Origin of the sequence: Sphingomonas sp. Leaf38 (assembly GCF_001421825.1) — a bacterium.
GTDB lineage: Bacteria > Pseudomonadota > Alphaproteobacteria > Sphingomonadales > Sphingomonadaceae > Sphingomonas.
The window spans coordinates 843258-867938 of sequence record NZ_LMLD01000011.1 but is presented as its reverse complement, the minus strand read 5'-3'; the positions used below and the strand labels follow the sequence as shown (position 1 = coordinate 867938).

Annotated in this window: 20 protein-coding genes; 10 read left to right on the top strand and 10 right to left on the bottom strand. The window is 68.6% G+C overall.

Translation table 11 applies throughout. From position 1 onward, the window contains the following. Nucleotides 1-87 precede the first annotated feature (87 nt). The 4 genes from ASE88_RS11370 to ASE88_RS11355 form a co-directional block, all read right to left on the bottom strand. Nucleotides 88-444, bottom strand: a complete 357-nt coding sequence (locus ASE88_RS11370) for a PilZ domain-containing protein (protein WP_162233417.1) — start codon at nt 442-444, stop codon at nt 88-90. Between the two features lie 204 nt (nt 445-648). Further along, a complete protein-coding gene (locus ASE88_RS11365) occupies nt 649-1062 on the bottom strand; it encodes a phasin family protein (RefSeq protein ID WP_056478183.1) in 414 nt (137 codons plus the stop codon). 92 nt (nt 1063-1154) lie between these two features. After that, complete coding sequence (locus ASE88_RS11360; RefSeq protein WP_056478181.1) at nt 1155-2594, bottom strand: hypothetical protein; 1440 nt, start codon at nt 2592-2594, stop codon at nt 1155-1157. 189 nt (nt 2595-2783) lie between these two features. Further along, nucleotides 2784-3785: an NAD-dependent epimerase/dehydratase family protein gene (locus ASE88_RS11355; protein WP_056478180.1), complete on the bottom strand. Its 1002-nt coding sequence runs from the start codon at nt 3783-3785 to the stop codon at nt 2784-2786. A gap of 148 nt (nt 3786-3933) precedes the next feature. Between ASE88_RS11355 and ASE88_RS11350 the strand changes: the two genes are divergently transcribed. The 5 genes from ASE88_RS11350 (at nt 3934) to ASE88_RS11330 (ending at nt 8579) form a co-directional block, all read left to right on the top strand. Then, entirely contained in the window at nt 3934-5235 is a 1302-nt protein-coding gene (locus tag ASE88_RS11350) for a UDP-glucose dehydrogenase family protein (protein ID WP_056478178.1), read from the top strand. A gap of 9 nt (nt 5236-5244) precedes the next feature. After that, nucleotides 5245-5889, top strand: coding sequence for a hypothetical protein (locus ASE88_RS11345; RefSeq protein WP_056478175.1), 645 nt, complete (start codon nt 5245-5247; stop codon nt 5887-5889). Nucleotides 5890-5973: 84 nt separating this feature from the next. After that, nucleotides 5974-6588 (top strand): TetR/AcrR family transcriptional regulator, encoded by a 615-nt coding sequence (locus tag ASE88_RS11340; protein ID WP_056478173.1) that lies wholly within the window; start codon nt 5974-5976, stop codon nt 6586-6588. 318 nt (nt 6589-6906) lie between these two features. Beyond that, nucleotides 6907-7305, top strand: coding sequence for a hypothetical protein (locus ASE88_RS11335; protein WP_056478171.1), 399 nt, complete (start codon nt 6907-6909; stop codon nt 7303-7305). Continuing rightward, on the top strand, nt 7302-8579 hold the full coding sequence (locus ASE88_RS11330) for an efflux RND transporter periplasmic adaptor subunit (RefSeq protein WP_056478170.1): 1278 nt from the start codon (nt 7302-7304) through the stop codon (nt 8577-8579). Before ASE88_RS11335 ends, ASE88_RS11330 begins: the two co-directional genes overlap by 4 nt. A gap of 52 nt (nt 8580-8631) precedes the next feature. On the opposite strand, the gene ASE88_RS19530 is transcribed toward ASE88_RS11330, so the two are convergent. After that, on the bottom strand, nt 8632-8778 hold the full coding sequence (locus ASE88_RS19530) for a hypothetical protein (protein WP_235527974.1): 147 nt from the start codon (nt 8776-8778) through the stop codon (nt 8632-8634). Here ASE88_RS19530 and ASE88_RS11325 point away from each other — a divergent pair. Together ASE88_RS11325 and ASE88_RS11320 are read left to right on the top strand one after the other, a co-directional pair. Next, on the top strand, nt 8717-11893 hold the full coding sequence (locus ASE88_RS11325; RefSeq protein WP_056478168.1) for an efflux RND transporter permease subunit: 3177 nt from the start codon (nt 8717-8719) through the stop codon (nt 11891-11893). The two genes, ASE88_RS19530 and ASE88_RS11325, sit on opposite strands and share 62 nt — an antisense overlap. Nucleotides 11894-11903: 10 nt before the next feature. Continuing rightward, the gene (locus ASE88_RS11320) at nt 11904-13304 is read left to right on the top strand and encodes an efflux transporter outer membrane subunit (RefSeq protein ID WP_200910204.1); all 1401 of its coding nucleotides are present in this window, start codon (nt 11904-11906) and stop codon (nt 13302-13304) included. 138 nt (nt 13305-13442) lie between these two features. Here ASE88_RS11320 and ASE88_RS11315 read toward each other — a convergent pair whose 3' ends face one another. Continuing rightward, on the bottom strand, nt 13443-16649 hold the full coding sequence (locus tag ASE88_RS11315) for an autotransporter outer membrane beta-barrel domain-containing protein (RefSeq protein WP_056478166.1): 3207 nt from the start codon (nt 16647-16649) through the stop codon (nt 13443-13445). Between the two features lie 138 nt (nt 16650-16787). Between ASE88_RS11315 and ASE88_RS11310 the strand changes: the two genes are divergently transcribed. Further along, nucleotides 16788-17273, top strand: a complete 486-nt coding sequence (locus tag ASE88_RS11310) for a hypothetical protein (protein WP_055873085.1) — start codon at nt 16788-16790, stop codon at nt 17271-17273. 144 nt (nt 17274-17417) lie between these two features. Here ASE88_RS11310 and ASE88_RS11305 read toward each other — a convergent pair whose 3' ends face one another. From ASE88_RS11305 to ASE88_RS11290, 4 genes are all read right to left on the bottom strand, one after another. Continuing rightward, nucleotides 17418-19787, bottom strand: a complete 2370-nt coding sequence (locus ASE88_RS11305) for a TonB-dependent receptor (RefSeq protein ID WP_056478164.1) — start codon at nt 19785-19787, stop codon at nt 17418-17420. 2 nt (nt 19788-19789) lie between these two features. Further along, on the bottom strand, nt 19790-20716 hold the full coding sequence (locus tag ASE88_RS11300; RefSeq protein WP_162233416.1) for a FecR family protein: 927 nt from the start codon (nt 20714-20716) through the stop codon (nt 19790-19792). A gap of 51 nt (nt 20717-20767) precedes the next feature. Beyond that, complete coding sequence (locus tag ASE88_RS11295) at nt 20768-21280, bottom strand: RNA polymerase sigma factor (protein WP_056478160.1); 513 nt, start codon at nt 21278-21280, stop codon at nt 20768-20770. Between the two features lie 162 nt (nt 21281-21442). Further along, nucleotides 21443-22249 (bottom strand): hypothetical protein, encoded by an 807-nt coding sequence (locus ASE88_RS11290; RefSeq protein ID WP_056478158.1) that lies wholly within the window; start codon nt 22247-22249, stop codon nt 21443-21445. A 180-nt stretch (nt 22250-22429) separates the two neighbouring features. Here ASE88_RS11290 and ASE88_RS11285 point away from each other — a divergent pair, with 180 nt between their 5' ends. Continuing rightward, complete coding sequence (locus ASE88_RS11285; protein WP_156348126.1) at nt 22430-24082, top strand: MASE1 domain-containing protein; 1653 nt, start codon at nt 22430-22432, stop codon at nt 24080-24082. Continuing rightward, nucleotides 24079-24669 (top strand): response regulator transcription factor, encoded by a 591-nt coding sequence (locus ASE88_RS11280; protein ID WP_055873100.1) that lies wholly within the window; start codon nt 24079-24081, stop codon nt 24667-24669. The genes ASE88_RS11285 and ASE88_RS11280 overlap by 4 nt, the downstream gene beginning before the upstream one ends. Nucleotides 24670-24681: the final 12 nt, after the last annotated feature.

Below are 24681 nucleotides of genomic sequence, written 5' to 3'. Positions count from 1 at the left end.
ATCGCCCGGCCCCATCGCCCGGCCCCATCGCCCGGCCCCATCGCCCGGCCCCATCGCCCGGCCATCGCCCGGCCATCGCCTGGACGTCTAGCGCGCGTAGGGATCGTTCAACGCGGCGAGCCAGCCCGCCGCCGGCGGCGTGACCGTGTCGCCGGCACCGCGGCGCAGTCGCGCGCGCGCAACGTCGATCGCCTTGTGAAACTTCAATCCCGCGAGTCCGCCCCGCACCCATACCACGTCGGCCGCGGCAGACTGGACCTGGCCGATCGCCACGACGACCACGCTGCCCACCGCCAGCCCGTCCGGCTGGACGATGCAGAGTCCGGTCTCGGAAATATTGGTGACCCGGTGACTATCGGCGTCGGTCCGATCGAGCCGGAACAGATCGGCCTTGAGCATCACGCTCGTCCGCGTGGCGCGCGATAGGGGAACGGCCCGATCCATATTCCACTCGTCCATTACGAATGGGCGCAATCGCGCGTTGCGCCGTTCGACGCAACATCATCGGATAAAAACATCAAGGCCTAACGACAACGTCTCCGTCGTCCCATCGGAGCGGCGGCGTTCTTGCTCGTCCGTACGCCGCTCCACCGGAGATTGCCGCTAGGCCGGTTCGCAGTCAGGCGACTGGTTGCCGGTTACCCTCGATCACCGCGTGCCATCGCCGCGCAGCGGCGCGACCGCATCCTTGCCGAATTTCATGATCAGTTCGCCAATCTCGCGGGCCTGGCTCATGCTGCGCTGGCTCTGTTCGCGTAAATAATCGCCCTGGATTTTCATGACCTGCGTCAGGTCCTTCGCGCCCGCCGCCTCGCGCATCGCCGCGAATGCCTCGCGCGTGTTCTGCTCGGCCTGGTCGATCATCGCCTTGCCGATCGTCGCGCCACCCTCGGCGATCTTGCCGCCCGATTCCTTCATCGCCTCGCCGGCGCGCTTGGCCGGTTCGACGACCTTTTCCGAAAACGCGTCTCGGGCCTTATCGGCGCCCGCGCGCATCTGATCGGTTGCAGCTTTCGCCTGCTCCGCGCCCTGATCCATCGCGGTCTTGATGTCGTCTGCCATGCGCTCGCTCCTGTACGGGAAAAAAGGTGACGCCGGTTTCAACCGGTGCCGGCGCCATTGGTTGCATGGTCGCAAGGCGGCACGCCCCACCGTCAATCGAACCGCGTGATTGCGCCGTCGTCAGGGGCGAGGACTCGGCGTCGATAGACGTCGATCCGCTTGCGCCCCAACGGCATCCGAGCAGCCACACGATATTCGCGCGCAACAATCGCGCGCGCCGCCGCGCGGATATCGGTGCGCTCGCCCGCATAGGGCGGCCCCATCACGACGACGGCCGGCGCTTTGGCGAATATCCTGCGCAGCTCGGCCATCTGGTCGACACCGATCGCGCCGGTTTCGCGATCACGCGTCAGGTGACTGGGGAAAACATAGCGCGAAACCGCGCACCGCCCAGTCGCCGGGTACAGCATGCTCGATGACGAATAGACGTAAAGGCACCCCGGGCCGCGGCCGATGGCGCGGACCAGAGCCGCGAACTGGGCAGGCGTGCCGCGCCGTTGGCGGTCGATCACCAACGACGCTTGGCCAGCGAGCGCGGCAATCGCGATCAGCGCGATCCCGATGCCGCGTCCACGGGGACGACTGAGCCACCCGGCGGCCATGACTGCGGCTGGGAGCATGACGGGAAGCGTGTAGTGATCGGTCCAGGGCGGCAGCATCGCGAACGCCAGCAGCGCAGCCAGCAACCATCCTGTCAGGAAACTCCGCGCCCCCGTGACCCGCTCGGTCGCCACCCCGCGCGCGCCCGCCGCCATTGCGAGCAACGGCAGGAGGATCGCGGTCGCCTTGGCAAGGTTGGCGAGCTGCTCATGGCGCGGATCGCCGTTGCGGGCGAAGATCGATTCAAAATTTGCAAACACGAAGGCGGGGAATTCACCCACCCATGCATATGCGGCCATCGCGCCGATCGTGGGCAGAAGGGCGATGCCGGCCAGCATGATGCCACGACCGATCACGCGGCCAATCTTTCGTCCTTTGACCCAATCGCCGAACATCAGCCACAGTCCGAAGACGACGCCCTCCAGCGCGGCCGTGTATTTGATCTGGATCGCAACGCCGACGAGCAGCATCGCCATCGCCCCACGCCGCATCGTGGCGCTGCCGCGGTCGACGATCAGCAGCGCGGCGAACGCCATCGCCAGATTGTAGAAGACGGGTGACTGGCCACCTTGGCCACCCGCGACGGTGATCCAGGCAAGATAGGCGACCGCCGACAGCATACTGCCGCGCGCCCAGCCGGCGGCGTCGGCCAGTCGCGTTATGATCAGCGCCGTGGCGGCGGCGCTGGCGAGCGCCATGGCCTGATACAGCCAGATGCCCCACGCCCCCGGCAACGCCGCGGGGACCGCGTAGATGAGGAACAAGCCGATCGGCTTGCGATCCCATAGGTCGACGAACGGCAAGGCGCCGTTGGTCATGGCCCGCCCTGCCGCGAAGTAGAATTCCTCATCGGTGTAGAGGATGGGATTGCCGACCGTGACGAGCCGCGTTGCCACGGCGACGGCGATGATGATCAGGGTACGCCATGCCATGGTCGGGGGCGCCCCGCCTGCCTCGGCAGTGGCTGAGATGTCTCGCATGCAAGGCTTTCCGATACGGGTTCAGCATAGGCGCACGACGGCCGGGTGCTGCGGGCCGCCTGCCTACGCACTTTTGTCCGGGAGGGTTAGCGGGTTCGCCGGGGCAGATCGCGGCGCACGGCGCGATCGCCCGGCCGGGAGTTAGGCATGATACGCCCGATACCAGCTTACAAACGCGGCGACCCCGTCCTGTACCGGCGTCGTCGGCGTATAGCCCGTCAGCGCACGCAGCAACGACGGGTCGGCATAGGTCCGCGGCACGTCGCCGGGCTGCATCGCCATCATATTGCGGTGCGCCTTGCGTCCCAGCGACGCCTCGATCGTCTCGATGAACTCCATCAACGGCGTCGGTGTGCCGCCCGCGATGTTGACGACGCGGAACGGCGCCACCTTCGACAGCGTGTCGACCGCCGCGACGCGGTTGCTCTTGGCCGGGATCACGCCTGCCAGCCGCACGATCGCCTCGACCAGATCCTCGACATAGGTGAAGTCGCGCGCCATCTCCCCCTGCCCGTACACGTCGATCGGCCGCCCGTTCAGGATCGCGTCGGTGAACTTGAACAGCGCCATATCGGGCCGCCCCCACGGCCCATAGACGGTGAAGAACCGGAACATCGTCATCGGCAGGCCGAAGAGGTGCGACTGGCTGAACGCCATCGCCTCCATCGCCTTCTTGGTCGCGGCGTACAGGCTGAGCGGTTCGTCGGCGCGATCGAGTTCGCGAAACGGCATGCTCTCGTTGGCGCCGTAGACCGACGACGTCGATGCCATCAGCAGATGCTTGCAACCGACCGCCCTGGCGATGTCGAGCACGTTCCACGAGCCGATCAGGTTGCTGTCGACATAGGTCCGCGGCGCCTCGATCGAATAGCGCACGCCGGCCTGCGCGGCGAGATGGACGATCACGTCGGGCGTCGCGCGATCGGCGGCGGCGGCCAGCGCGTCGCGGTCCTCGAGCATCCCCGTGACAAGCGTGAACGTCGGATGTCGGCGAAGCAGATCGACCCGCGCGTCCTTCAGCCGGACATCGTAATACGCGGTCATCCCATCGAATCCGACGACGTCATGGCCGTCCTGCAGCAACCGCGACGCCAGATGGAAGCCGACAAAGCCCGCGGCGCCGGTGATCAGGTATCGCGTCATTCTCACTCCAGTGCCGATCGGGGCGAGCGCCGCGACATCGCCTCGCACCGACCCGAATTCTTACAACTCGCCGGGCCGTCGCTTGCATGCCCCCGGGTTTATCTCAATAGGGCTATCGGCTTTAGAGCGGCTTTCGGGGACCATCGATATGCGTATTACCATGATAGGGGCGGGCTATGTCGGACTCGTCTCGGGCGCATGCTTCTCCGATTTCGGCCACGACGTCTGCTGCGTCGATCTCGACCAGGCGAAGATCGATGCGCTTCACGCCGGCCGCATGCCGATCTTCGAGCCCGGTCTCGACCAGCTCGTGGCGTCGAACGTCGCGGCAGGCCGGCTGACCTTCACCACCGATCTCACCAGCGCGGTCGCCGGCGCGGATGCGATCTTCATCGCCGTAGGCACGCCGTCGCGACGCGGCGACGGCCATGCCGATCTGCGCTATGTCTTTGCCGCGACCGAGGAAATCGCCGCCGCGATAACCGGGCCGACGGTGGTCGTCACCAAATCGACCGTGCCCGTCGGCACCGGCGACCGCGTCGAGGCGATCCTGCGCGAGATCCGGCCGGACATCGACGTCGCGGTCGTCTCCAACCCCGAGTTCCTACGCGAAGGCGCCGCGATCGGCGATTTCAAACGCCCCGATCGGATCGTCATCGGCACCGACGACGAGCGCGCGCAGCAGGTGATGCGCGACGTATACCGGCCGCTGTATCTCGGTGAATCGCCGATCCTGTTTACCAGCCGCCGCACGTCGGAGCTGATCAAATATGCGGCGAACGCGTTCCTCGCGACCAAGATCACCTTCATCAACGAGATCGCCGATCTGTGCGAAGCGGTCGGCGCGGACGTCCGCGACGTGTCGCGCGGGATCGGTCTCGACAACCGGATCGGCAAGAAATTCCTGCATGCGGGGCCGGGCTATGGCGGCTCGTGCTTCCCCAAGGATACGCTGGCGCTGCTCAAGACCGCGGAGGATTATCAGTCGCCGGTGCACATCGTCGAGGCGGTCGTGAAGGTGAACGACAGCCGCAAGCGCGCGATGGGCCGCAAGGTCATCAGCGCGCTCGGCGATCATCCGCGGGGCAAGACCGTCGCGCTGCTCGGCTTGACGTTCAAGCCGAATACCGACGACATGCGCGACGCACCCAGCCTGGCGATCGCCACCGCGCTCGCCGATGCGGGCGTCACGGTGCGCGCGTTCGATCCCGAGGGGATGGACGCGGCAAAGGCGATGATGCCCGATCTGGTCTATTGCGGCGACGCCTATGAGGCGGCCGAAGGCGCCGACGCGGTCGTGCTCGTCACCGAATGGGACGCGTTCCGCGCCCTCGATCTGCTGCGCCTCAAGGATCTGCTGACCGCGCCGGTGATGATCGATCTGCGAAACGTCTATGAGCGGGCCGATCTCGACGCGCTGGGGTTCCGCTATGTCGCGGTTGGTCGCTAACCGCGCATCATGACTCCCGCACGCGGGAAATCCCCGATCTCACTCGGATGGATCGCGGCCAATCTGCCGACCGTGATCTTCGTCGCGACCACCGTGGTGATCATCTATCTGCTGGGCGTGGCGACGCATCTGGCGATCCGCACCGCCGCCGATGCGGGCGCGGTGCTCGAATTCATCGGCTCGATCACCGGCGCGGCGATCGGTCCCGGGCTGGCGGTGATCGGCAGCTTCTGGCTCGAACAGCGTCGCCGGGTCGAGGACACGCGGCACGACCGGCAGATCATGGTGGGGGCACTGGAGCATCTTCGCGATGCCATTTCGGTGCCGCCGCGTACCTTGCTGTCGGATGTCTCGGGAACGATCTCCGCGCGCCACGAACTCGAGCATTCGCGCGCGATCCGCCGGAGCCTGGCCAGCGCGAACGAACTTCTCCTGCTCGCCAAGCACGGGCTCCGGCTTGGCGATATCGAGCTGCTTCGCAGCCTGTCCGATCTGCAGCGCCGGATGGACACCACCGAGGATTCGCTGCGGTTGATGGACAATAGCAGCGAGGACCAGGCGATGCTCGTCACCAGGCTGCGATCCGCGCTGGACACCGCGCGGCGCGACCTGCTTCCGGCGATCTTCCACGCGCAGTCCCAACTGGGCGCATAGCTGCGCCGATCGGGTCGATCCGGCCAAGATCAACACGCTCTACTTGCTGGACCTTTCGCCACGCATCCCTATATACCGACCGGTATGAATAGGGTTTGCACGCTCACCGCCCCCAAGGGCCGTCCCCGCGAGTTCGATCTCGACGTGGCGCTGGCGGGTGCGCTGCGCGTGTTCTGGCGCAACGGCTACGAAGGTGCGTCGATGGCCGAACTGACCGCGGAGATGGGGATCACGAAGCCCAGTCTCTATGCGGCGTTCGGCAACAAGGAGGCGCTGTTCCACAAGGCGCTCGACCTCTACGAGCGCGAGAAGCTCGCCTACATGACCTCCGCGCTCGATGCCCCGACCGCGCGTGCCGTAGCGGAAAATCTGCTGTGCGGCGCGCTGCAGATGCAGACCAGCACGTGCGATCCCAAGGGCTGCCTCAGCGTCATCAGCAGCGTCGCGTGCAGCGCGGAAGCCGAGCCGATCAAGGCCGAGGTCGCCAAGCGTCGCGCCTCGTCCGAGGCCGCGCTGATGAAACGGTTCGACGAAGCCAAGGCGGCGGGCGAATTCCCCGACGGTCTCGAGTCGCATGCGCTGATGCGCTATCTGTTCGCGATCATGCAGGGGCTGTCGATCCAGGGCGGCTCGGGTGCGACCGGCGCCGAACTCAAGCAGCTCGTCGAGACCAGCATGCTGATGTGGCCGACCAAATAGCCACGCATGCTACCGCGCCGCGGAAAAATTACCGGGCGGTACAAAAGTCTGTTGACGAGATGAACCCCAGGTTTATATACCGATTGGTACTGAAGCTCTGTCCTACTGCGGATGGGGCAACCGGGGACAGCAACCCATGACCACGGTTACAACCTAGACCGGCTTCGGCCGACCGAATTCTCGAACATTCCAGGCGGGCAGACGCGGCATCACGATGTGCCGGCAACGACTGCGCACGTCTTGCGACCAGCTGCCGTCGGTGGACCGTCCACCGACGAAGGCCAGCGCTTGCCCACGATCAAAAAGGGGGAAAATCCCATGGCTTATCTCGACCTCGACAACATGTTCGCCGCGCCCGTGACCAGCCGCGCGCAGACGGTAGCGGCCCCCGCCCCGACCGGCTTCTCGCCACTGGAATGGAGCGTGATCGCGCTCGCCAAGCGCGACACGCTGCGCAGCCTTGCCGGCCCCAGCCGCATGTCGCGCGCGATGGGCAGCCTGTTCGGGCTCAGCACCGCATCAAGGCTCGCCGACCCGCGGCTCGAGGCGCTGCGGCGGATGGCGGTCTATGCCTGGCGCCGCGGGTTCGCGCTGCCGATGGGTGAAATCCAGGGCTTCCTCGCCGCCGGCTTCGTCGAGGCGCAGATCGAGACGCTGGTCGAAAGCGTGACCGGGATGCGCGTCGGTGCGCAGCAGAAGCGGAGCATCGCAGCGTGAACACGCTGACCCCGATCACGGCTGCGAACGACGCCGATGTCGTCGCGACGCCGCCCGCCGGCCGGCATCGACGGCCCGCCTGGCAGCGCGGCGCGATGGTGCTCGTGCCCGTTGCGCTGCTCGGCGCGGTCGGTGTGAAGCTGTTCGACCATCCCGATGCGGCGATGGCAGCCCCCCCGCCCCCCTCGGTCACTGTCGCCGCGCCGCTCGTGCGACAGGTGAGCGAGTGGGACGATTATGTCGGCCGGTTCGCGCCGAGCCGCAGCGTCGAGATCCGGCCGCGCGTGGCGGGCGAAGTCACCGGCGTCCACTTCCACGACGGCGATATCGTCCGCAAGGGCCAGCTGCTCTTCACGATCGACTCGCGCCCGTTCGCCGCCGCGCTGGCCGAAGCGCACGCCAACGTTGCGAGCGCGAAGAGTGCGCTGTCGCTGGCGCGCACCGACCTGGGTCGCGCGCAACGGCTGGTCGCGGACGAAGCGGTGTCGGCGGGCGAGGTCGACGCGCTGCGAGGCAAGCTCGAGGCCGCCACCGCCGTGCTCGCCGCCGCGCAGGCGCGCGAACGCGCCCGCGCGCTCGACGTCGGCTTCACGCAGGTGCGCGCACCGATCGGCGGGCGCATCTCCGATCGCCGCGTCGACGCGGGCAACCAGGTCGCGGGCGGCGAAGGCACCGGCGGCACCGTGCTGACGACGATAAACGCGCTCGACCCGATCTACTTCACCTTCGACGGGTCGGAGGCGCTGTACCTCAAGACGCAGCGCGCGCGGCATCCCGGCGCGACCCCCGCGGCGGTCGAGATCCAGCTGCAGGACGAGACCGAGCATCGCTGGAAGGGGAAACTCGACTTTACCGACAACGGGCTCGACCAGCGCTCGGGCACGATCCGCGGCCGCGCGGTGCTCGCCAACCCCGGCTATTTCCTGACGCCGGGGATGTTCGGCAACATGCGCCTTGCGAGTGCGGGCACGCGGCAGGCGTTGCTGGTGCCGGACGACGCGGTGCAGACCGATCAGGCTCGCAAAGTCCTGCTGACGGTAGATGCGAAGAACGTCGTGAGCCAGAAGCCAGTCGAGCTCGGGCCGGTGGTCGATGGCCTCAGGATCGTCCGCTCGGGGATCGGGCCGAACGACCGGGTCATCATCCAGGGTACGCAGATGGCGATGCCGGGTGCCACGGTCGCGCCCAAGGCGGGACGGATCGCGGTCGCGACCGGGGCGGCTGCGCCGGCCTCGGTCCAGCCCATCTCGGGTGAAGCCACGCTCGCGAAATAGCCGTCCACCCCGGCGAAGGCCGGGGCCCAAATGGGATAGCGTTTCGACCTAATCACTGCGGTTCGCCCAATTGGGCCCCGGCCTGCGCCGGGGTGGTGTTGTGGCGCGCGCGTCGCTCTTCTTCGAGGACACAAACCATGCGCTTCTCGCGCTTCTTCATCACCCGGCCGATCTTTGCGGGCGTGATCGCGGTGATCATCACGATCGTCGGCGCGATCGCCTATATGTCGCTGCCGGTGTCGCAATATCCCGACATCGTCCCCCCCACCGTCACCGTCAGCGCGACCTATCCGGGCGCGTCGGCCGAGACGGTCGCCGAAACCGTCGCCGCGCCGATCGAGCAGGAGATCAACGGCGTCGACAACATGCTCTACCAGTCGTCGCAGTCGACCGGCGACGGCAAGGTGACGATCACCGTCACCTTCAAGATCGGCACCGACCTCGATGCCGCGCAGGTGCTCGTCCAGAACCGCGTCGCGGTCGCGGTCCCGCGGCTGCCCGAGGACGTGCAGCGATTGGGCGTCGTCACGCGGAAAACCTCGCCCGACTTCCTGATGGTCGTGAACCTCGTCTCGCCCGATAACTCGCTCGATCGCGGCTACATCTCCAACTACGCGCTGACTCAGGTCCGCGACCGCCTCAGCCGGATCGACGGCGTCGGCGACGTGCAGCTGTTCGGCGCACGCGATTATTCGATGCGCGTCTGGATCGACCCCGGCCGCGCCGCCGCGCTCGACCTCACCGCTGGCGAGATCGTCGCAGCCTTGCGCGCACAGAACGTCCAGGTCGCCGCGGGCACGCTCGGCCAGCCGCCCTATGACAAGGGCAACAGCGCGTTCCAGCTCAACGTCGAGACGCAGGGCCGCCTGACCGATCCCACGCAGTTCGCCGACGTCGTCATCCGCACCGATGCGCAAGGCCGCCAGGTCCGCGTCTCCGACGTCGCGCGCGTCGAGCTCGGCGCGCAGGATTACGGCGCCAACACCTATCTCAGCGGCAAGCCGACGGTCATCGCCGCGGTCTTCCAGCGTCCCGGCTCGAACGCGCTCGGCGCCGCACAAGCCGTCACCGCCGAAATGGAAAGCATGTCGAAGCGCTTTCCCAAGGGCCTCGAATACAAAGTCATCTACAACCCGACCGAATTCATCGCGCAGTCGATCGACGCGGTGAAGCATACGTTGTTCGAGGCGATGATCCTCGTCGTGCTCGTCATCCTCGTCTTCCTGCAAAAATGGCGCGCGGCGATCATCCCGATCGTGGCGATCCCGGTCTCGCTGATCGGCACGTTCGCGGTGCTCGCCGCGTTCGGCTACAGCCTCAACAACCTGTCGCTGTTCGGCCTCGTCCTCGCGATCGGGATCGTCGTCGACGACGCGATCGTCGTGGTCGAGAATGTCGAGCGCAACCTCGAACACGGGCTCTCGCCACTGGAGGCCGCGCGCACTTCGATGGACGAGGTGTCGGGTGCGCTCGTCGCGATCGTGCTCGTGCTGTGCGCGGTGTTCATCCCGACGGTGTTCCTCACCGGGCTGTCGGGCGCGTTCTACCGCCAGTTCGCGGTGACGATCTCGACCGCGACGATCATCTCGCTGCTCATCTCGCTGACGCTGTCGCCGGCACTCGCCGCGATGCTGCTCAAGCCCACCGCGCCCGCAGGCTCGGGCAACCGCCTGACCCGCGCCGGCCGCCGCGCGGGCGACGCGTTCAACCGCGGGTTCGAGCGGATGAGCGAGGGCTATGCCCGCCTCACCGCGCGCCTCGTCGCCGCGCCGCGCCGGATGATGATCGCCTATGCCGCGCTGATCGCGGTCACGGTCGGCGTGTTCATGGTCACCCCGTCGGGCTTCGTCCCCGCGCAAGACCAGGGCTATTTCCTGACCGTCATCCAGCTGCCGCCCGGCTCGTCGGTCGAGCGTACCGACGCAGTGATGCAGAAGGTCGCCAAACGCATCCTGCCGCTCGCCGGCGTCAAGGGCGCGGTCATGCTCGCAGGGTTTGACGGCCCGTCGCAGACGCTCGCCCCCAACTCGGCCGCCGCCTACATCCCGCTCAAGAGCTTTGCCGAGCGCAAGAAGCTCGGCGTCACGCTCGCCAGCATCATGGCCGAATCGCAGAAGGCGACCGGTGACATCACCGAAGCGCGCCTGCTGATCGTCCCGCCGCCCTTGATCCAGGGCATCGGCTCGGCCGGCGGCTATCGCCTGATGGTGCAGGACCAGGGCGGCCACGGCTATGGCGAGCTCGGCAAGACGAGCTACGACCTGATCGGCAAGGCGAACCAGACCAAGGGCCTCGCGCAGGTCTACACCTTCTTCGACACCGCCACGCCGCGCATCTTCGCCGATGTCGACCGCGCCAAGGCCAACCTCCTCGGCGTCCCCCCCGAGCGCGTGTTCGAGGCGTTGCAGGTCTATCTCGGCTCGGCGTTCGTCAACGACTTCAACCTGCTAGGGCGCACCTACCGCGTCACCGCGCAGGCCGACGCACCGTTCCGCAACACCACCGCGGACATCGCCAACCTCAAGACGCGCTCCAACTCGGGTCAAATGGTCCCGGTCGGCTCGGTCTCGACGTTCCGCGACAAGACCGGCCCGTACCGCGTCGTCCGTTACAACCTCTTCCCCGCGGTCGAGGTCGATGGCGACACCGCCAAGGGCTATTCCTCGGGCCAGTCGCTGGTCGCGATGGAAAAGCTCGCCGATGCGTCGCTGCCCGCGGGCTATGCGCATGAGTGGACCGGCATCGCGTATCAGCAAAAGGCGGCCGGCAGCACCGCTGCGCTGGTCTTCGGGATGGCGGTGCTGTTCGTCTTCCTCGTACTCGCCGCGCAATATGAGAGCCTGACGCTACCGCTCGCGATCATCCTGATCGTGCCGATGTGCCTGCTCGCGGCGATGACCGGGGTGAACCTGCGCGGCATGGACAACAACGTGCTCACGCAGATCGGGCTGGTCGTGCTGATCGCGCTGGCCGCCAAGAACGCGATCCTGGTCGTGGAGTTCGCCAAGCAGGCCGAGGAACAGGATGGCCTGTCCCCGGTCGAGGCGGCGGTGCGCGCGGCGAAGGACCGGTTGCGGCCGATCCTGATGACGAGCTTCGCGTTCATCCTCGGCGCGGTGCCGCTGGTGATCGCCGACGGGGCGGGCGCCGAACTGCGCCAGGCGCTCGGCACCGCGGTGTTTTTCGGGATGATCGGCGTGACCGGGTTCGGGCTGCTCTTCACCCCCACTTTCTATGTCGTCGCGCGCGGCCTGGCGAAGCGGTTCGAACGCCGCCGCCCTGCCCCCGCCGCGACCCTTCAGCCAGCCGAATAGGACCAGCATCATGAAGTCCCTGCTTCTCGCGAGCCTCTCGGCGCTGACGCTCGCCGCGTGCGCCGCCGGCCCCGACTATGTCGCGCCGATCACCCCGCCCAAGGCGGCGGCATCGTTCGTCACCGCCAACACGGCAACCGTCACGACGGCGCCCGACAATGACTGGTGGCGGATGTACCGTGACCCCGTCCTCGACGGCCTCGTCGCCGACGCGCTCGCGGCGAACACCGACCTGCGCGTCGCCGTCGCCCGCCTCGACAGCGCCCGCGCGTCGCTGCGCGGCGCCAAGACCGACCGCGAACCGCAGGTGAACGCCGGCGCGAGCGGCAATTACGCGCGCACCTCGCAACTCCAGAACCTGCCCGGCTTCGACCGCGAGCGCGCCACCTACGATGTCGGGCTCGATGTCAGCTACGAGGTCGATCTCGCTGGCCGCGTCCGCCGCAACGTTGAGGCCGCGCGCGGCGACGTCGGCGCGGCGCAGGCCGATGCCGACGCGGTGCGCGTCTCGATCGTCGCCGCCACCACGCGCGCCTATGTCGACGCCGCCTCGTCCGCGGAACGGCTCGCGGTGGCCCGGCGGATCGTCGACCTGCTCGACAAGTCGAACACGCTGACCGGCAAGCGGGTCGACGCAGGTCGCGCCGCGCGACTCGATCAGGTTCGCATCGCCGCGCTGCGCGATCAGCGCGCCGCGAATATCCCGCAGATCGCGGCCGAGCGTCAGGCAGCACTCTTCCGCCTCGCCACGCTCACCGGCCGTACCCCGCAGGATCTGCCCGCCAGCGCCGGCGCGCGCACCACCACGCCGCGGCTCGACCGGCCGATCCCGATCGGCGACGGCGCGAGCCTGCTGGCGCGTCGCCCCGACGTCCACGCCGCCGAACGCCGCCTCGCCGCCGCCACTGCGCGGATCGGCGTCCAGACCGCCGCGCTCTATCCGCAGATTGCGCTCGGCGGCTCGATCGGCTCGACCGCACTCAGCGTCGGCGACGTGTTCACCGGCGGCCCGATCCGCTGGCTGCTCGGCCCGTTGCTCAACTGGTCGGTCAACCAGTCCGCCGCGCGCGCACGCATCGCTGGCGCCGAGGCCGACACGCGCGGCGCGCTCGCCAATTTCGACGGCAGCGTGCTGACCGCGCTCGAGGAAACCGAGACCGCGCTGTCCAACTACGCGCGCGAACTCGATCGCCGCACGCAACTGCAATCCGCGCACGACAACGCCGCCACCGCCGCGCGCATCACCCGCGCGCGCCAGCGTGAGGGCCAGATCGACTTCCTCGACGTCCTCGACGCCGAACGCACGCTGGCGGATGCGGACACCGAGCTGGCCGCCGCGGACGCACGGATCGCGGGCGCGCAGGTCGACCTGTTCCGCGCGCTCGGCGGCGGTTGGCAGGCGCGGACCTGACGCCGAGAATCCTCCTCCGTCAGGGGGAGGTCGCGTCGGAGGGGGCGGACACGGAACACAGGCGGCGCGTGCCTCCCCCTCCGTCAGGCTAGCGCCTGCCACCTCCCCCTGGCGGGGGAGGATTGCGGCATGCGAGCTCTACAGCCCGATCTGCAGGCTCGCGCGCAGCGACAGCGCGACGCGGCCCTGTTGCTGCTCGGCCCCGAACTCGCCGCCCATCCGGAACGCGGACCCACCGCCGACCGCGCGTAGCTTGCCGACCCAGCCGCTCGTCCGCTCCTCGGGCGTCAGTATGAACGACTGCCCGCCCTCGAACGACGCGCTGGTCGCCCCCAGCCCGCCGCCGACCAGCTCGCGCCGGCCACCCTCGGCCTCGACGCGGAACCAGCCCTCGTCCGGGCTCGTGCCGCCGAAGTTCAGCCCCAGCGCGGTGCTTGCGGTCACCGCCAGCTCGTCGCTGGTCCGCGACTGGACGACCAGGTCGATCGCCTTGCCGCCGCCGCTCTCGCGATAGCCATCCTCCTTCAGCTTGTAATAGTCGATCGCGAGCACCGGCCGGAACACGAAGATGCCCTTGCCTCCGTCCCACGAGACGCCGCTCGACGCCGAGTAGAGCGTCCCGTTCCAGTCGCCGCGCGATGTCCGGTCGACGACTTCGCTGCCGATCGCGCCGGTGAAGCGGCGCGTGCCGTCGAACGTGATCTTCGCGCCCGAAACGCGCGCATTCGCCTGCAGGTCGCCCCAGTGCCCGCGCCAATATCCGGCCAGTTCATACTGGCCCGAGCGGACTTCGTTGTCGGTGCCATCGTCCGCGTCCTGCCCGTTGAGATAGGCGAGCGACGTGCCGAAATTGCCCACCCCGGTCTTGTACTCGGCGCCTGCCGAAACGCCCCAGCCGCTGATGTCGTAGCCCGCGGTGTCGGCGACGCTCTTCGACGTGCCCCACGCGACCTGAGTCACCCAATAGCCCCAGCTGCCCTCGTCCTTGAACGGCCCGTGCGGGTCGGCGAGCACGCGGGCGGTCGCGCGCGAGCCCATCGTCACTGCCTCGAACGTGCCGCCGGCATGGTCGGGCAGCATCTGGCGGACGGAGCCCCGGAATGCGTCGCCATCGGTGATGTTCAGGAATGCACCGCCGACCTTCGCGTCGTTGCCCAGCGCCTTGTACACCGCATCATAGGCCGATGCCTGCGACCGGTTGAACCCGAGTTCGGTCGCCGATTTGCGCGCGACGTCGACGGCCAGGTCGTTGCCGGTGCCCGTCGCGATGCTGCCCTTGTACAGGAACGGCAGCAATGTCGTGGTCGCGGTCAGGTTCGCGGCGCCGGTCAGCGTCCCCGCCTTCAGCGCGACGTAGCGGCCTTCCGCGTCGACCACGCTGGTCAGCTTCAGCGCGAGCTTCGAATCCTTGTCGAACGCCGCGGTGCCGGCGACCTGGATCATCGTGCCCGTGCCGCCGGTCTTGTCGAGCGTCACCGCCAGAATCCCGCCGCCGCCGACCGACAGCGACGCGATCGACGCCGCCCTGGTGATGTCGAGCGTCCCGCCAGTGACCGCGACCGCCAGCCCGCCGGCGTTCGCCAGCGTCCCCGAAAAGCGCGACGTGCCGCCCAGCGTCAGCGTATCGCTGCCGCCGCCGAAATCCGCCGCGCCGCTGAAGACCGACGTGCCGGCCAGCGCGAGCGTATCGTTGCCCGCGCCGAACACCGTCCCGCCGGTGAAGGTCGCATCGCCCGACAGCACCAGTCGGTTGGTGCCGCTGCCGAACCGCGCGGTGCCCGCGACGGTGCCGTCGGCGACCTCGAACACATCGTTGCCGCTGCCGAAGCGGACGTCGCCGACGATGGCCGGTGCGGCGATCCCGGTGGCGACCGCGGTCTGGCGGACGATCGTCCCGGTCGTGGTCGCCGACAGGTCGATCGCGACGTTGCGCTCGGAGGTGGCGAGTGCCCCCGACGCGCCGATCGCGCCGCTATTCTCGACCAGGGCCACCGTGCCCGACCGGTCGATGATGCCGATCGCGGTGCCGTCGGCGGCCTGCGCGGTCGCCTTGATCGTGCCGCTGTTGCGGATCGCGCCGACCGACGCGCCGCTGTCGACCAGCACCGCGGTGGATACCGACGCGGTCGTGCCGCCGCCTGCCGCGGAGATCGTGCCGGCGTTGCGGATCTCGGGTGTCGCTGCACCGCGCCCCAGCTTCAGCGCGGTCGCGCTCGCGCCGTTCGCGGTCGCCGCGACGGTGCCGTTGACGCCGATCCCGCCGGCGATCGTCACCGCTCCGCCAAGCCCGCCGATCGCCAGGCCATTGCCCTCGATGCCGCCATAGACGCCGCTTCCCGCGATGCCGCCGTCGACGATCAGGCCGAACCCGGTGCCCGTTCCCGCCACCGCGCCGATCGCGACCGCGCGCGTCGCCGAACCGATCTGCACCGCCGGCGCCGCGCCGTACGACGTGATCGCCGCGGAACCCTCGGTGCTGTCGAGCAGCCCGTCCTTGTCCTCGTCCGTATCGGTCGTGCTCGCATCCTTGGGCGGCACCGCGAAGATGATCCCGCCCGACACGTTGCCCGCGACGACCAGTGCGGATCCGCCCTGCAACAGATCGTCCGCGTCGAGCTTGGACGGGTCGGCGGGCGGCGTCACATAGCGATAGCCGGTCGACCCGAGCGCGCCCTGCACCACCAGCGCGCCCGCAATGTCGCCATCGACTCGCGCGGCGACGGCATTCTGCCCGATCGCCGCGATTGTGCCTGCCAGCCGGACGTTGCCGGTGACGTCCACGATCCGTACGCCGGTCGACCGGTCGCCGGTGACCGAAGTCTGTCCGTCATGCGTGAACGCGCCGGTCAGCGGGCCGCCCAGCCAGATCCCCGCGGAGTCATTGCCCTTCACCGTGATCGCGCCGCTGTTGACGATCGCGCCGGTATAGGCGCCCGCGGTGCGGATCCCGGTCCGCCCGGTGCCCGCCGCGAACGGCCCGTCAAGGTCGCCGTCCTTGTCGGTGTCGGTCGCGACATAGCTCTCGTCGATAATGATCTTGCCCGCCGCCGCGTTGGTGATGCCGCCGCCGGTGCCGGCATTGGCCAGGATGCCGGTCGATCCGTCGGCGTTGGTCACCTGGATCGTGCCTTCGTTGGCGATCGAATTGACGCTGTCGATCGTTACCGCCGTGCCGCTGGTCGGCGTCACCGACCCCGCCGCGACGATCTTCAGGTTGTCGGGGGCGCCCGCCTTGATCGTCGACGTGCGCACCGCGTCGGTCCGCTTGGTATCGATCACGGTCTGCGCGTGCAGCGACGCGGGGATCGCGAACAGGCAGGTGGTGGTCAGCGTGAGACGACGCATACGGAACCCTTTTCGATGTGTTTTCGAAAAGAGGACGGAGGCGTGCGCGGCCAGCCTTGGAGCCCGCCGCATTATCCCACGGCACCAGGATCGCGGCGGCGCGTTGTCGGCCGGACAGCTTCAGGGATTTATACCGCCATGATCACCACCATCGCCGAACTCGACCGCATCCGCGACGAGAGCAAGACGCTCGTCACCTCGCGCGCGATGGTGTCGGCGGGGGCTGCGGTCGTGCCGATCCCGGGGGCGGACATCGTCGCGGACATCGGCCTGCTCACCAAGCTGCTGCCGGAAATCAGCAAGCGCTTCGGGCTCGATCACGAGCAGGTGCAAAAGCTCGAGCCACAATTCGCGCAGCAGGCGCTGGTGATGGCGTCGAGCCTGGGCAACACGATGATCGGCCGCATGGTTACCAAGCGCATCGTCGTCGCACTGCTCCGCCGCATGGGTGCGCGCATCGCGGTCGGATCGATGGCGAAGTTCATCCCGTTCGCGGGCTCGGCAGTGGCCGCGACGATCAGCTTCGGTGCGATGAAGCTCGTCGGCAACTCGCACGTCGACGACTGCTACAAGACCGCCCTCGCACTGCTCCCCGCCGACCAGCGCGCGCTGGCGAACGCCTGACCTAATCCTCCCCCGCAAGGGGGAGGTGGCTGGCGCTTGCCAGACGGAGGGGGGGGCATGCGCCACCTGGGTTGCGTGTCCTCCCCCTCCGTCTCGCTGCGCGATCCACCTGACCCTGGCGGGGGACGATCGCAGCGCTGAACGCTAGAACGCAGCATCCAGGCCGATGCGGATCGTGCGTGGACGCTGCGGCGTGATCTGCCCGTTCCCCAGCTGGAACGGGGTCCCCAGCGCGAACCGGTTGCCAACGCTGTCCGTCAGGTTCGTGATGCCGAGCGTCACCCCCAGCGACGGCCGCCCGACCCGCGCGGTCAGCGCGGTGTCGAGATAATCCCCCTGCTCCTCGCCGAGCACCGGGCCGACGCCCAGCCGCGACCGCCCGACATAGCGCGCCCAGCCGTACACGCGCAGTTCCAGATCCCTGCCGATCTCGCGCCGGTAATCCGCGCCAAGCCGCCCGGCATAGCGCGCGATGTTCGGCACCTGGCTCATCCGCGCGAGCGCCACGAAAAGCGCCGCGCTCGGCTCGGTCACGCGGCTGTCATTGTAGGTGAAGCCCGCGTCGAGCGTCAGCCCGGCCACCGGCTTCCACCCGCCCGACGCGCTGAACGTCCAGATCCGCCCGTCGCCGATGTTCGCGGTGCTCGGCAGGCCGGTCGCATCGATGAAATCCGCCTGGATATCCTTCCAGACCGTGTGCGAGACGCTCGCCGACAGATAGGCGGTATCGGCACCCGCCAAACCATAGCGCACGCCGCTTTCAAGCGTCGCGACGCGATCATTCTCGAACCGTCGTACGAAATCGCTTTCGATCGCCAGCCCGCCCGGCCGGAACCCCTGCTGATACCGCCCGTAGAGCGACACCTTGGGCAGCACCGCCGCGATCAGCGAGGCGGTCGGGAGCACGCTCGTCTCGATCCGGTCCGCCGTCACGCGCGCACGCGCCACCGCGACCGACTCCAGCCGCGCGGGGGCGATGTCCTCGCCGGTCCCCGCCAGCGATGCGCGCGTGACGCGCGCGCCCGCCGTCGCGGTCAGCCCGCGGACAAGCTGCACGCTGCCCTCGCCGTACAACGTCGCTTCGTCGATGCTGTTGGTGACGCCCGTCACCGGCGCGGGTGAATCGATCGGGCCCAGCGAGCGCGACAGCCGCGTCCGGTTGTGCGTGAAGCTGCCGCCCACCACCCAGCCGAAGCCGTGCCGCATCGGCCGCCAAGCCCGCGTCTCGTTGGCGATCAGCGTGGTTGCGTTGCGCTGCGCGAATACCCGCGCATCGCCCCCGGGCATCGTCGCGTCATAGCGTTCGGTCAGCGCCTGCCCGACGATCCCGGTCGAGGATTTGACCCTTACCCCGCCGATCGCGCCCGACACGACCGCCTGCCCCATCGCATAGTCCGCCGAGAATCCCTGCACGATCGCGCTCGACCGAGTCAGCGCGCCCCGGCCGAGGCTCGGTGCATCGCGGTCGGCATATTGGCTGTCGTCGCCCTTGGTCCACTGCCCGATCGCGCCGAGATCGACGCTCCAGCCATTCCCCGCGTCGAGCCGCAGCGCGGCGCGACCGCCCCCGATCCGCGTCCGGTTAACATTGCGCCGCGCGAGCGCTGGATTGTCGATATAGCCGCCCTCGCTGACCCCGTAGCCGACCACGCGCAGCGTCACCCGCTCGCCCAGCGGCAGGTTCAGCGTCGCGCCGAGATCGGCACCCGGATCGCCATGCCATGTCGCCGACAGCCCCCCCGCGATCGACGCCGACACCGCGCCCATCTCGGGCGCGTTCGGCACGGTGCGGATGATCCCGCCGAGCGAGCCTGCGCCGTACAGCGTCCCCTGCGGCCCTTCGAGCACCTCGACCGAGGCGATATCGTACAGCCGCAGGTCCGGATCTGGCGCGTTGTAGTTCAGCCGCAGATCGCCGAAATATTGTCCGACCGTCGTCTGCGTCGGCCCGGTGAAGCTCGAATCGGCAATCCCGCGGATGAACAGCTTGTTGCGTCCGGCCCCCAGATGCGTCGACGACACGCTCGCCAGCCGCGCGAGGATTGCCTCGGTCCCCCCCGCCCCGCCAAGCGCGAGATCGACGCCGTCGAGCAACGCCACCTGCCCGGCAAAGTCGCGCAGCGCCACGTCGCGCTTGCTGCCGGTGACGACGATGTCCGCACCTTGCGCAACCGGCGCGGTGGCAGGAACGGGCCTGGGTCGCCGCACCCTGACCGCGTCGACACGCGGCGCGCGCGCTACGAGCCGCCACCCGACCGGGCCTGCCATGACGACTTCCGCTTTTGCCGCGGCCGCAAGCCGGTCGAGTGCCTCGCGCGTGCTCATCCGTCCACGTACCGCCGGTACGCGCCGCGCCCAAAGCCGCTGGTCGCCGACGACGATGCTCGTTCCCGATTGCCGCCCGAGCGCCAGTACCGCGTCGCCGAGCCGGCCTGCCGGCAGGTCGAGCATCGCGCGCCCGGCCTGCGCCGGAACGGCGACGGCGAGCGCCGCGACGACCAGACATCCGCGCATCGTCACGAGCGCGCGGACATCACCCAGTGACCGCCGGTCTGACGGATCGCCACCCCCAGCAGCGGCGCGGCCAGCCGGGGATCGCCCGCCAGCTTGGCGGTCGCGATGCTGCCACTGAACGGACGATTCGCCACCGTCGGATCGGCGCGAAGATCGACGCCGAGTGCACGCGACAGATCGTCCGCGACCTCCGCCAGCGTCGCGCCTTCATAGGCCAGCACGCTGTCGCGCCACGATCCGACGCTCGCCACGTCGACCGCCGTCACGGTCGCGTGGCCGTCGCGGACATGCAGTCGCTGCCCCTTCACCAGCCTGATCGCGTCGCGCCCGGGATTGTAGTCGACAGCCCCCTCCGACACCGCGACGCGCGTCTCGCCCCGTGCGAGCTTCACGTCGAACGCGGTGCCGACGTCGACCAGCCGCGCGCCGCCGACGCTCACCTCGAACGGATCGCTCGCGTCGTGCCGGACCATGAACATCGCCTCGCCCCGTTCGAGCGTCGCGACCCGCGGGTCGTCGCGGTCGAGCATCAGTCGCGTCGCACCGCCCATCGCGATGCTGCTGCCGTCGGCGAGTTGCACCGTACGCATGGCCCCCGCATTGGTCTCGACCGCATAGGGGTGCCCGCCCGTCTCGGTCGCCTGATACCCGACGAAGAGCGCCAGCGAGGCGGCGAGCGCGCCGCCGGCCCAGACCGGCCAGCGCCGCTTCGGCATCGCAGCGACGACCGGTGCAGCGGGCTGAGCCGGCTGAGCCGGCACGAATGCGGCCATATCCTCGATATCCGCCGTCATCGCATGATAGGCAGCGGCGTGACGCGGGTCCGCTTCCAGCCAGGCCATGAACGCCGGCCAGTCGTCAAACGCATCGCTGCCGGTCCGGACCACCCAGTCCAGCGCGTGCGCGTCGATATCGTCCTGATCCGCCATCATGGCCTCCTATAGCCGAAGACGGAGTCGATCGCGTGCGCCCTTGATGCCTCAGCCCTCGTCATAGCGTCGCTTTGCATCGGTGATCGCACGATACGCCTTGCGCAGGTCGGCTTCGACGGTGCTGAGGCTGACACCGAACTCCGCTGCGACCACACGCTGCTCGACACCGTCGATCCGGTGACGCCTGAAGATCCGCGCAGCCCGGTCGCCGACGGACTGCAACGCCGCCTCCGCGAGCATGGCCTGTTCGCGCGCGATCACCACGCGTTCGGCGGACGGCGCCTCGGATTGGTCGAGCGAGGCGCCGCCGGTCGCCTCGGTCCATTCGCGATCGCGCTTCTCCGCCTGCCGAACTGCGCGATGGCGATCGAGCATCAGGTTGTTGGCCATCCGGAACAGATACGACAGTGGCGACGCGATCGGCCCGGTCGGCGCCGACTGGATCCGGACCCACACCTCGTGCAGCACGTCCTCCGCATCGCGCGCGCCGAGCGAGCGGATGAACCGCAGCAGCGTGTCGCGATTAGCGAGGAAAACGGCTTCGAGGCCCGAGGAGTCCATGTTCCGCCCGTGTCGATGGCCGCCCATCGGCGCGCAGCGGCGCCGTTGTCCGGTAAGCCTACAGGGCTAAGGCCGCGCGTACAATCCAAGCGGCTGCCCACGATCGAGGGGTCCTTAGCCTCTATCCCACAAGGCGACAGCGGTCTCGCCTGTCGATGCGCGTTACATCTTGCGCGTGCGGCGTGGCTTCAATTGATAATCGGGGTGGTCGCCCTGAACTGCGGCAAGATGCGCATCCATCACCTGCCGCATCGTTTGCGCGGTGTCTGCCATGCCGGGCCCAGGCGTCCCATCGCCATTGGGCGACGCCCCGTTGCAGGGCGGATCGAGCAGCGTGACGATTCCCCGCTCCATGGCGCGAAGATGCGGATCGAGCGCCGCCTTATCCATGCCCGCGAGCCGACCGTGCAGCGACGGCCGCATGAACACGAACGCGAACCGCGTCAGCATGTCGGTGTCGAGCACCGAGAAATCGTCCCATAGCCGGTCTGCGAACCGGAACTTGGCGTAGTGCGTCTGGAGCGCGCCCGCAGTCTTCGAAATCCGCGCCCGATCCGCGTCGAGCAGCAACGTGCCAAGCGCGGACGGTGCACCGCGTGCGATCTGCGCGAGCGCGCGTTCGCCGATCGTCACGTTGTGGCCGCGAAATGTCATCCCGGCGATATGCTTGGTCCAGCGCTCACGGGCGACGTTGCCGTTGGTCGGCCGGTCGTTGCCGGCGAAGGTGCCGACGTAGAACAGCTGCCGATCCCAGAAGCACGCATAGATTCCCGGCCCGCTATGGCCGTCCTGTGCGATCGTCCGCCGACCATCTTCGCTCGGGCGGTAATCGACCCGCAGGTTCGCTAGGGCATGTGTGCCCGAAACCGTGGTCTGCCGCAGCGCGAACAGCGCGTCGCCGCCGATCGAGATCGCCGGCAAGACCATCGGGCTGATCTGTTCGCCTTCGATATTGTGGTAATAGTTCATCGTGCTTCGGCCGACATCGGATTCCCCGGACACTCACTTGAGTCCGGTGGGTAAGCGCGCGGCCCGCCCCGCGTCAGTCCGGGAAAAACCCCCGGTCCTTACAATCGCCATTCCCGAACACCCGCCGCGTCCGGGTAATTCCCTGGTATTGCGCAACGCCGTTCGGGGTATCGAGCATCCATGCCGATCGCTTTCCTTCCTGTCGCTCCCGCTGCGGACAGTCCGGTGCGCGGGCGTCCTCGCTGGATCCCGCGCGATCGCGAGTGGCTGTTGCTCGCCGGCTATGGGGTCGCCTTCTTCGCGCTGCACCGGCTCGCGATCCTGTGGGGCGGCGCGGGCTATTATTCCTTGTGGTTCCCGGCTGCCGGCGTTCGCCTCGCGCTGTTCTGGCGGTTCGGAGCGCGCCTTGCCCCTGCCGCCGCGCTGACCGAGATCGTCGTCCAGTGCCTGACGGGGATCGTCGTCTTCAGCCACCCCGACTGGCCGCGCGAAATGTTCGGGATCGCCAGCCCGGTGATCGCGTACGGCGTCGCGGTCGCGGTGGTCCGCCGGCTCGCGGCGGGTGCAAGCGGCAGTCTGGCGACCGCGCCGATGCCGCTCGGTCTCGCCTCCGTCCTCGCGCCGATCACTGCCGTCACGTTCGCGCTGCCCTGGTCGATTGTCCGGCCCGACATCACCAATGTCGCAAACGTCCGGGACGTCATCGCCTCGCTGACCGGGTTCGCGGTCGGCGACATGCTCGGCGTCCTGCTGGTCGCGCCACCGCTGCTGTGGCTCGCCGACCTGTCCGACGGCAAGACGGTGATGCCGGCGATCTTTCCGTCGCGGGCGCATGTCGCCGAGGCAATCCTCGTGCTCGGGATGTCGCTCGGGCTGGTGGCGATGCTCGCGACGATCGGCCTTGGTCTTCCGGCAACCCCTGTGCTGCTCGCAATCGCCTGGATCGGGCTGCGGTTTGGTCGCGCCGCCGCCTGGGCTGCGATCGTCACCACCGCGATCCTCGTCCTGCCCGAGACCACCGGGGCGATGCCCGTCGACCAGCGGCTCGCGCTGCATATGAGCCTCGCCGCGGTCACGGTGGTCGGCTATCTCGCGGGCAGCTTCGCCGATGCCGAGGCACGCGCGCTCGCCGCCGTCGCCCGGCGCGACCGGATGCTGTTCCAGGCCGAACGCCTCAAGACGCTGCGCGCGATGTCGGTCGCGGTCATCCACGAGATCAGCCAGCCGCTGTCGACGCTGGCGATCGAGGCGCGCCATCTGGTCGAGATAAGCGCGCACGCCGACGCCGAGATCGCCGAGACCGCTGTCCTGATCGAACGCAAGACCGCAACCTTGTCGACCTTGGTCCGTAGGCTCAGGCGGTTCGGCGGGCGCGCGGTCGACGAGCCGTCGCTGCTGCCGGTCGCGACGTTGCTCGATACCGTCCAGGCGCTGGTCCGGCCCGAAGCGAGCGTCGCCGGCGTGACGATCCGGATCGCGCCCATCGATCCCGAATGGACCGTACTGGCACAGGAGATCGAGATCGCGCAGGCGCTGGTCAATCTTGTCCGCAACGCCGTCCAGGCGACCGACGACGGGATCGTCGACATCACCGTCACCTGCCGCGATGCGCGGTTCGACACGCATCACGGCGGGCACGCCGCGATCGCGGTCGTCAACCACTGTACCGATCACCCGCTGGTGCATGAAGGCATGGGCGTCGGCTCGCTGGTCGCGAAGGCGATCGTCGAGGCGCATGGCGGGACGCTCGCGCGCGCGGATCGCGGTCCGGCGCGGATCGCGCATATCATCACCCTTCCCCTCGTCGGATCGCTCGTCGGAGATGCCACATGATCGCTTCCACCGCTGAACCGGCGACGGTCTACGTGCTCGACGACGACATCGATCTCGGGGCCAGCGTCGCGCGGCTGCTCGCCCGCCACGGCCACGCCGCGCGGGCGTTCGCCGAGCCCGCCGCATTGCTTCGCGACTATACGAGCGGGCACGCCGCCTGCATCATCTCCGATGTGATGATGGGCGACATGGACGGCTTCACCTTCGCCGATGCGCTGCGCGACTTGGATCCCGATGTCGCGCTGGTGTTCATGACCGCGTGGCCGACCACCGCCAACGCGGTCGACAGCGTGCGGCGTTATGGCGGGCTCGATTATCTCGAAAAGCCGATCGACGAAGACCGCCTGCTGATCGCGGTGGCCGAGGGGGTTGCCTGGTCGAACCGCCGCCGTTTGCTCAGCCGGCGGACCGCGACGCTGACGACGCGCGAGCGGCAGGTGTTCGACCTGCTCGTGTGCGGCCACAGCAACAAGGCGATCGCGGGCGCACTCGGTCTCAGCATCAAGACGATCGAGAACCACCGCGCCGCGATCGTCACCAAGACCGGCACCAACGGGCTGGCCCAGCTGATCGCGCTAGTCTCGTGATCATGCGCCCCG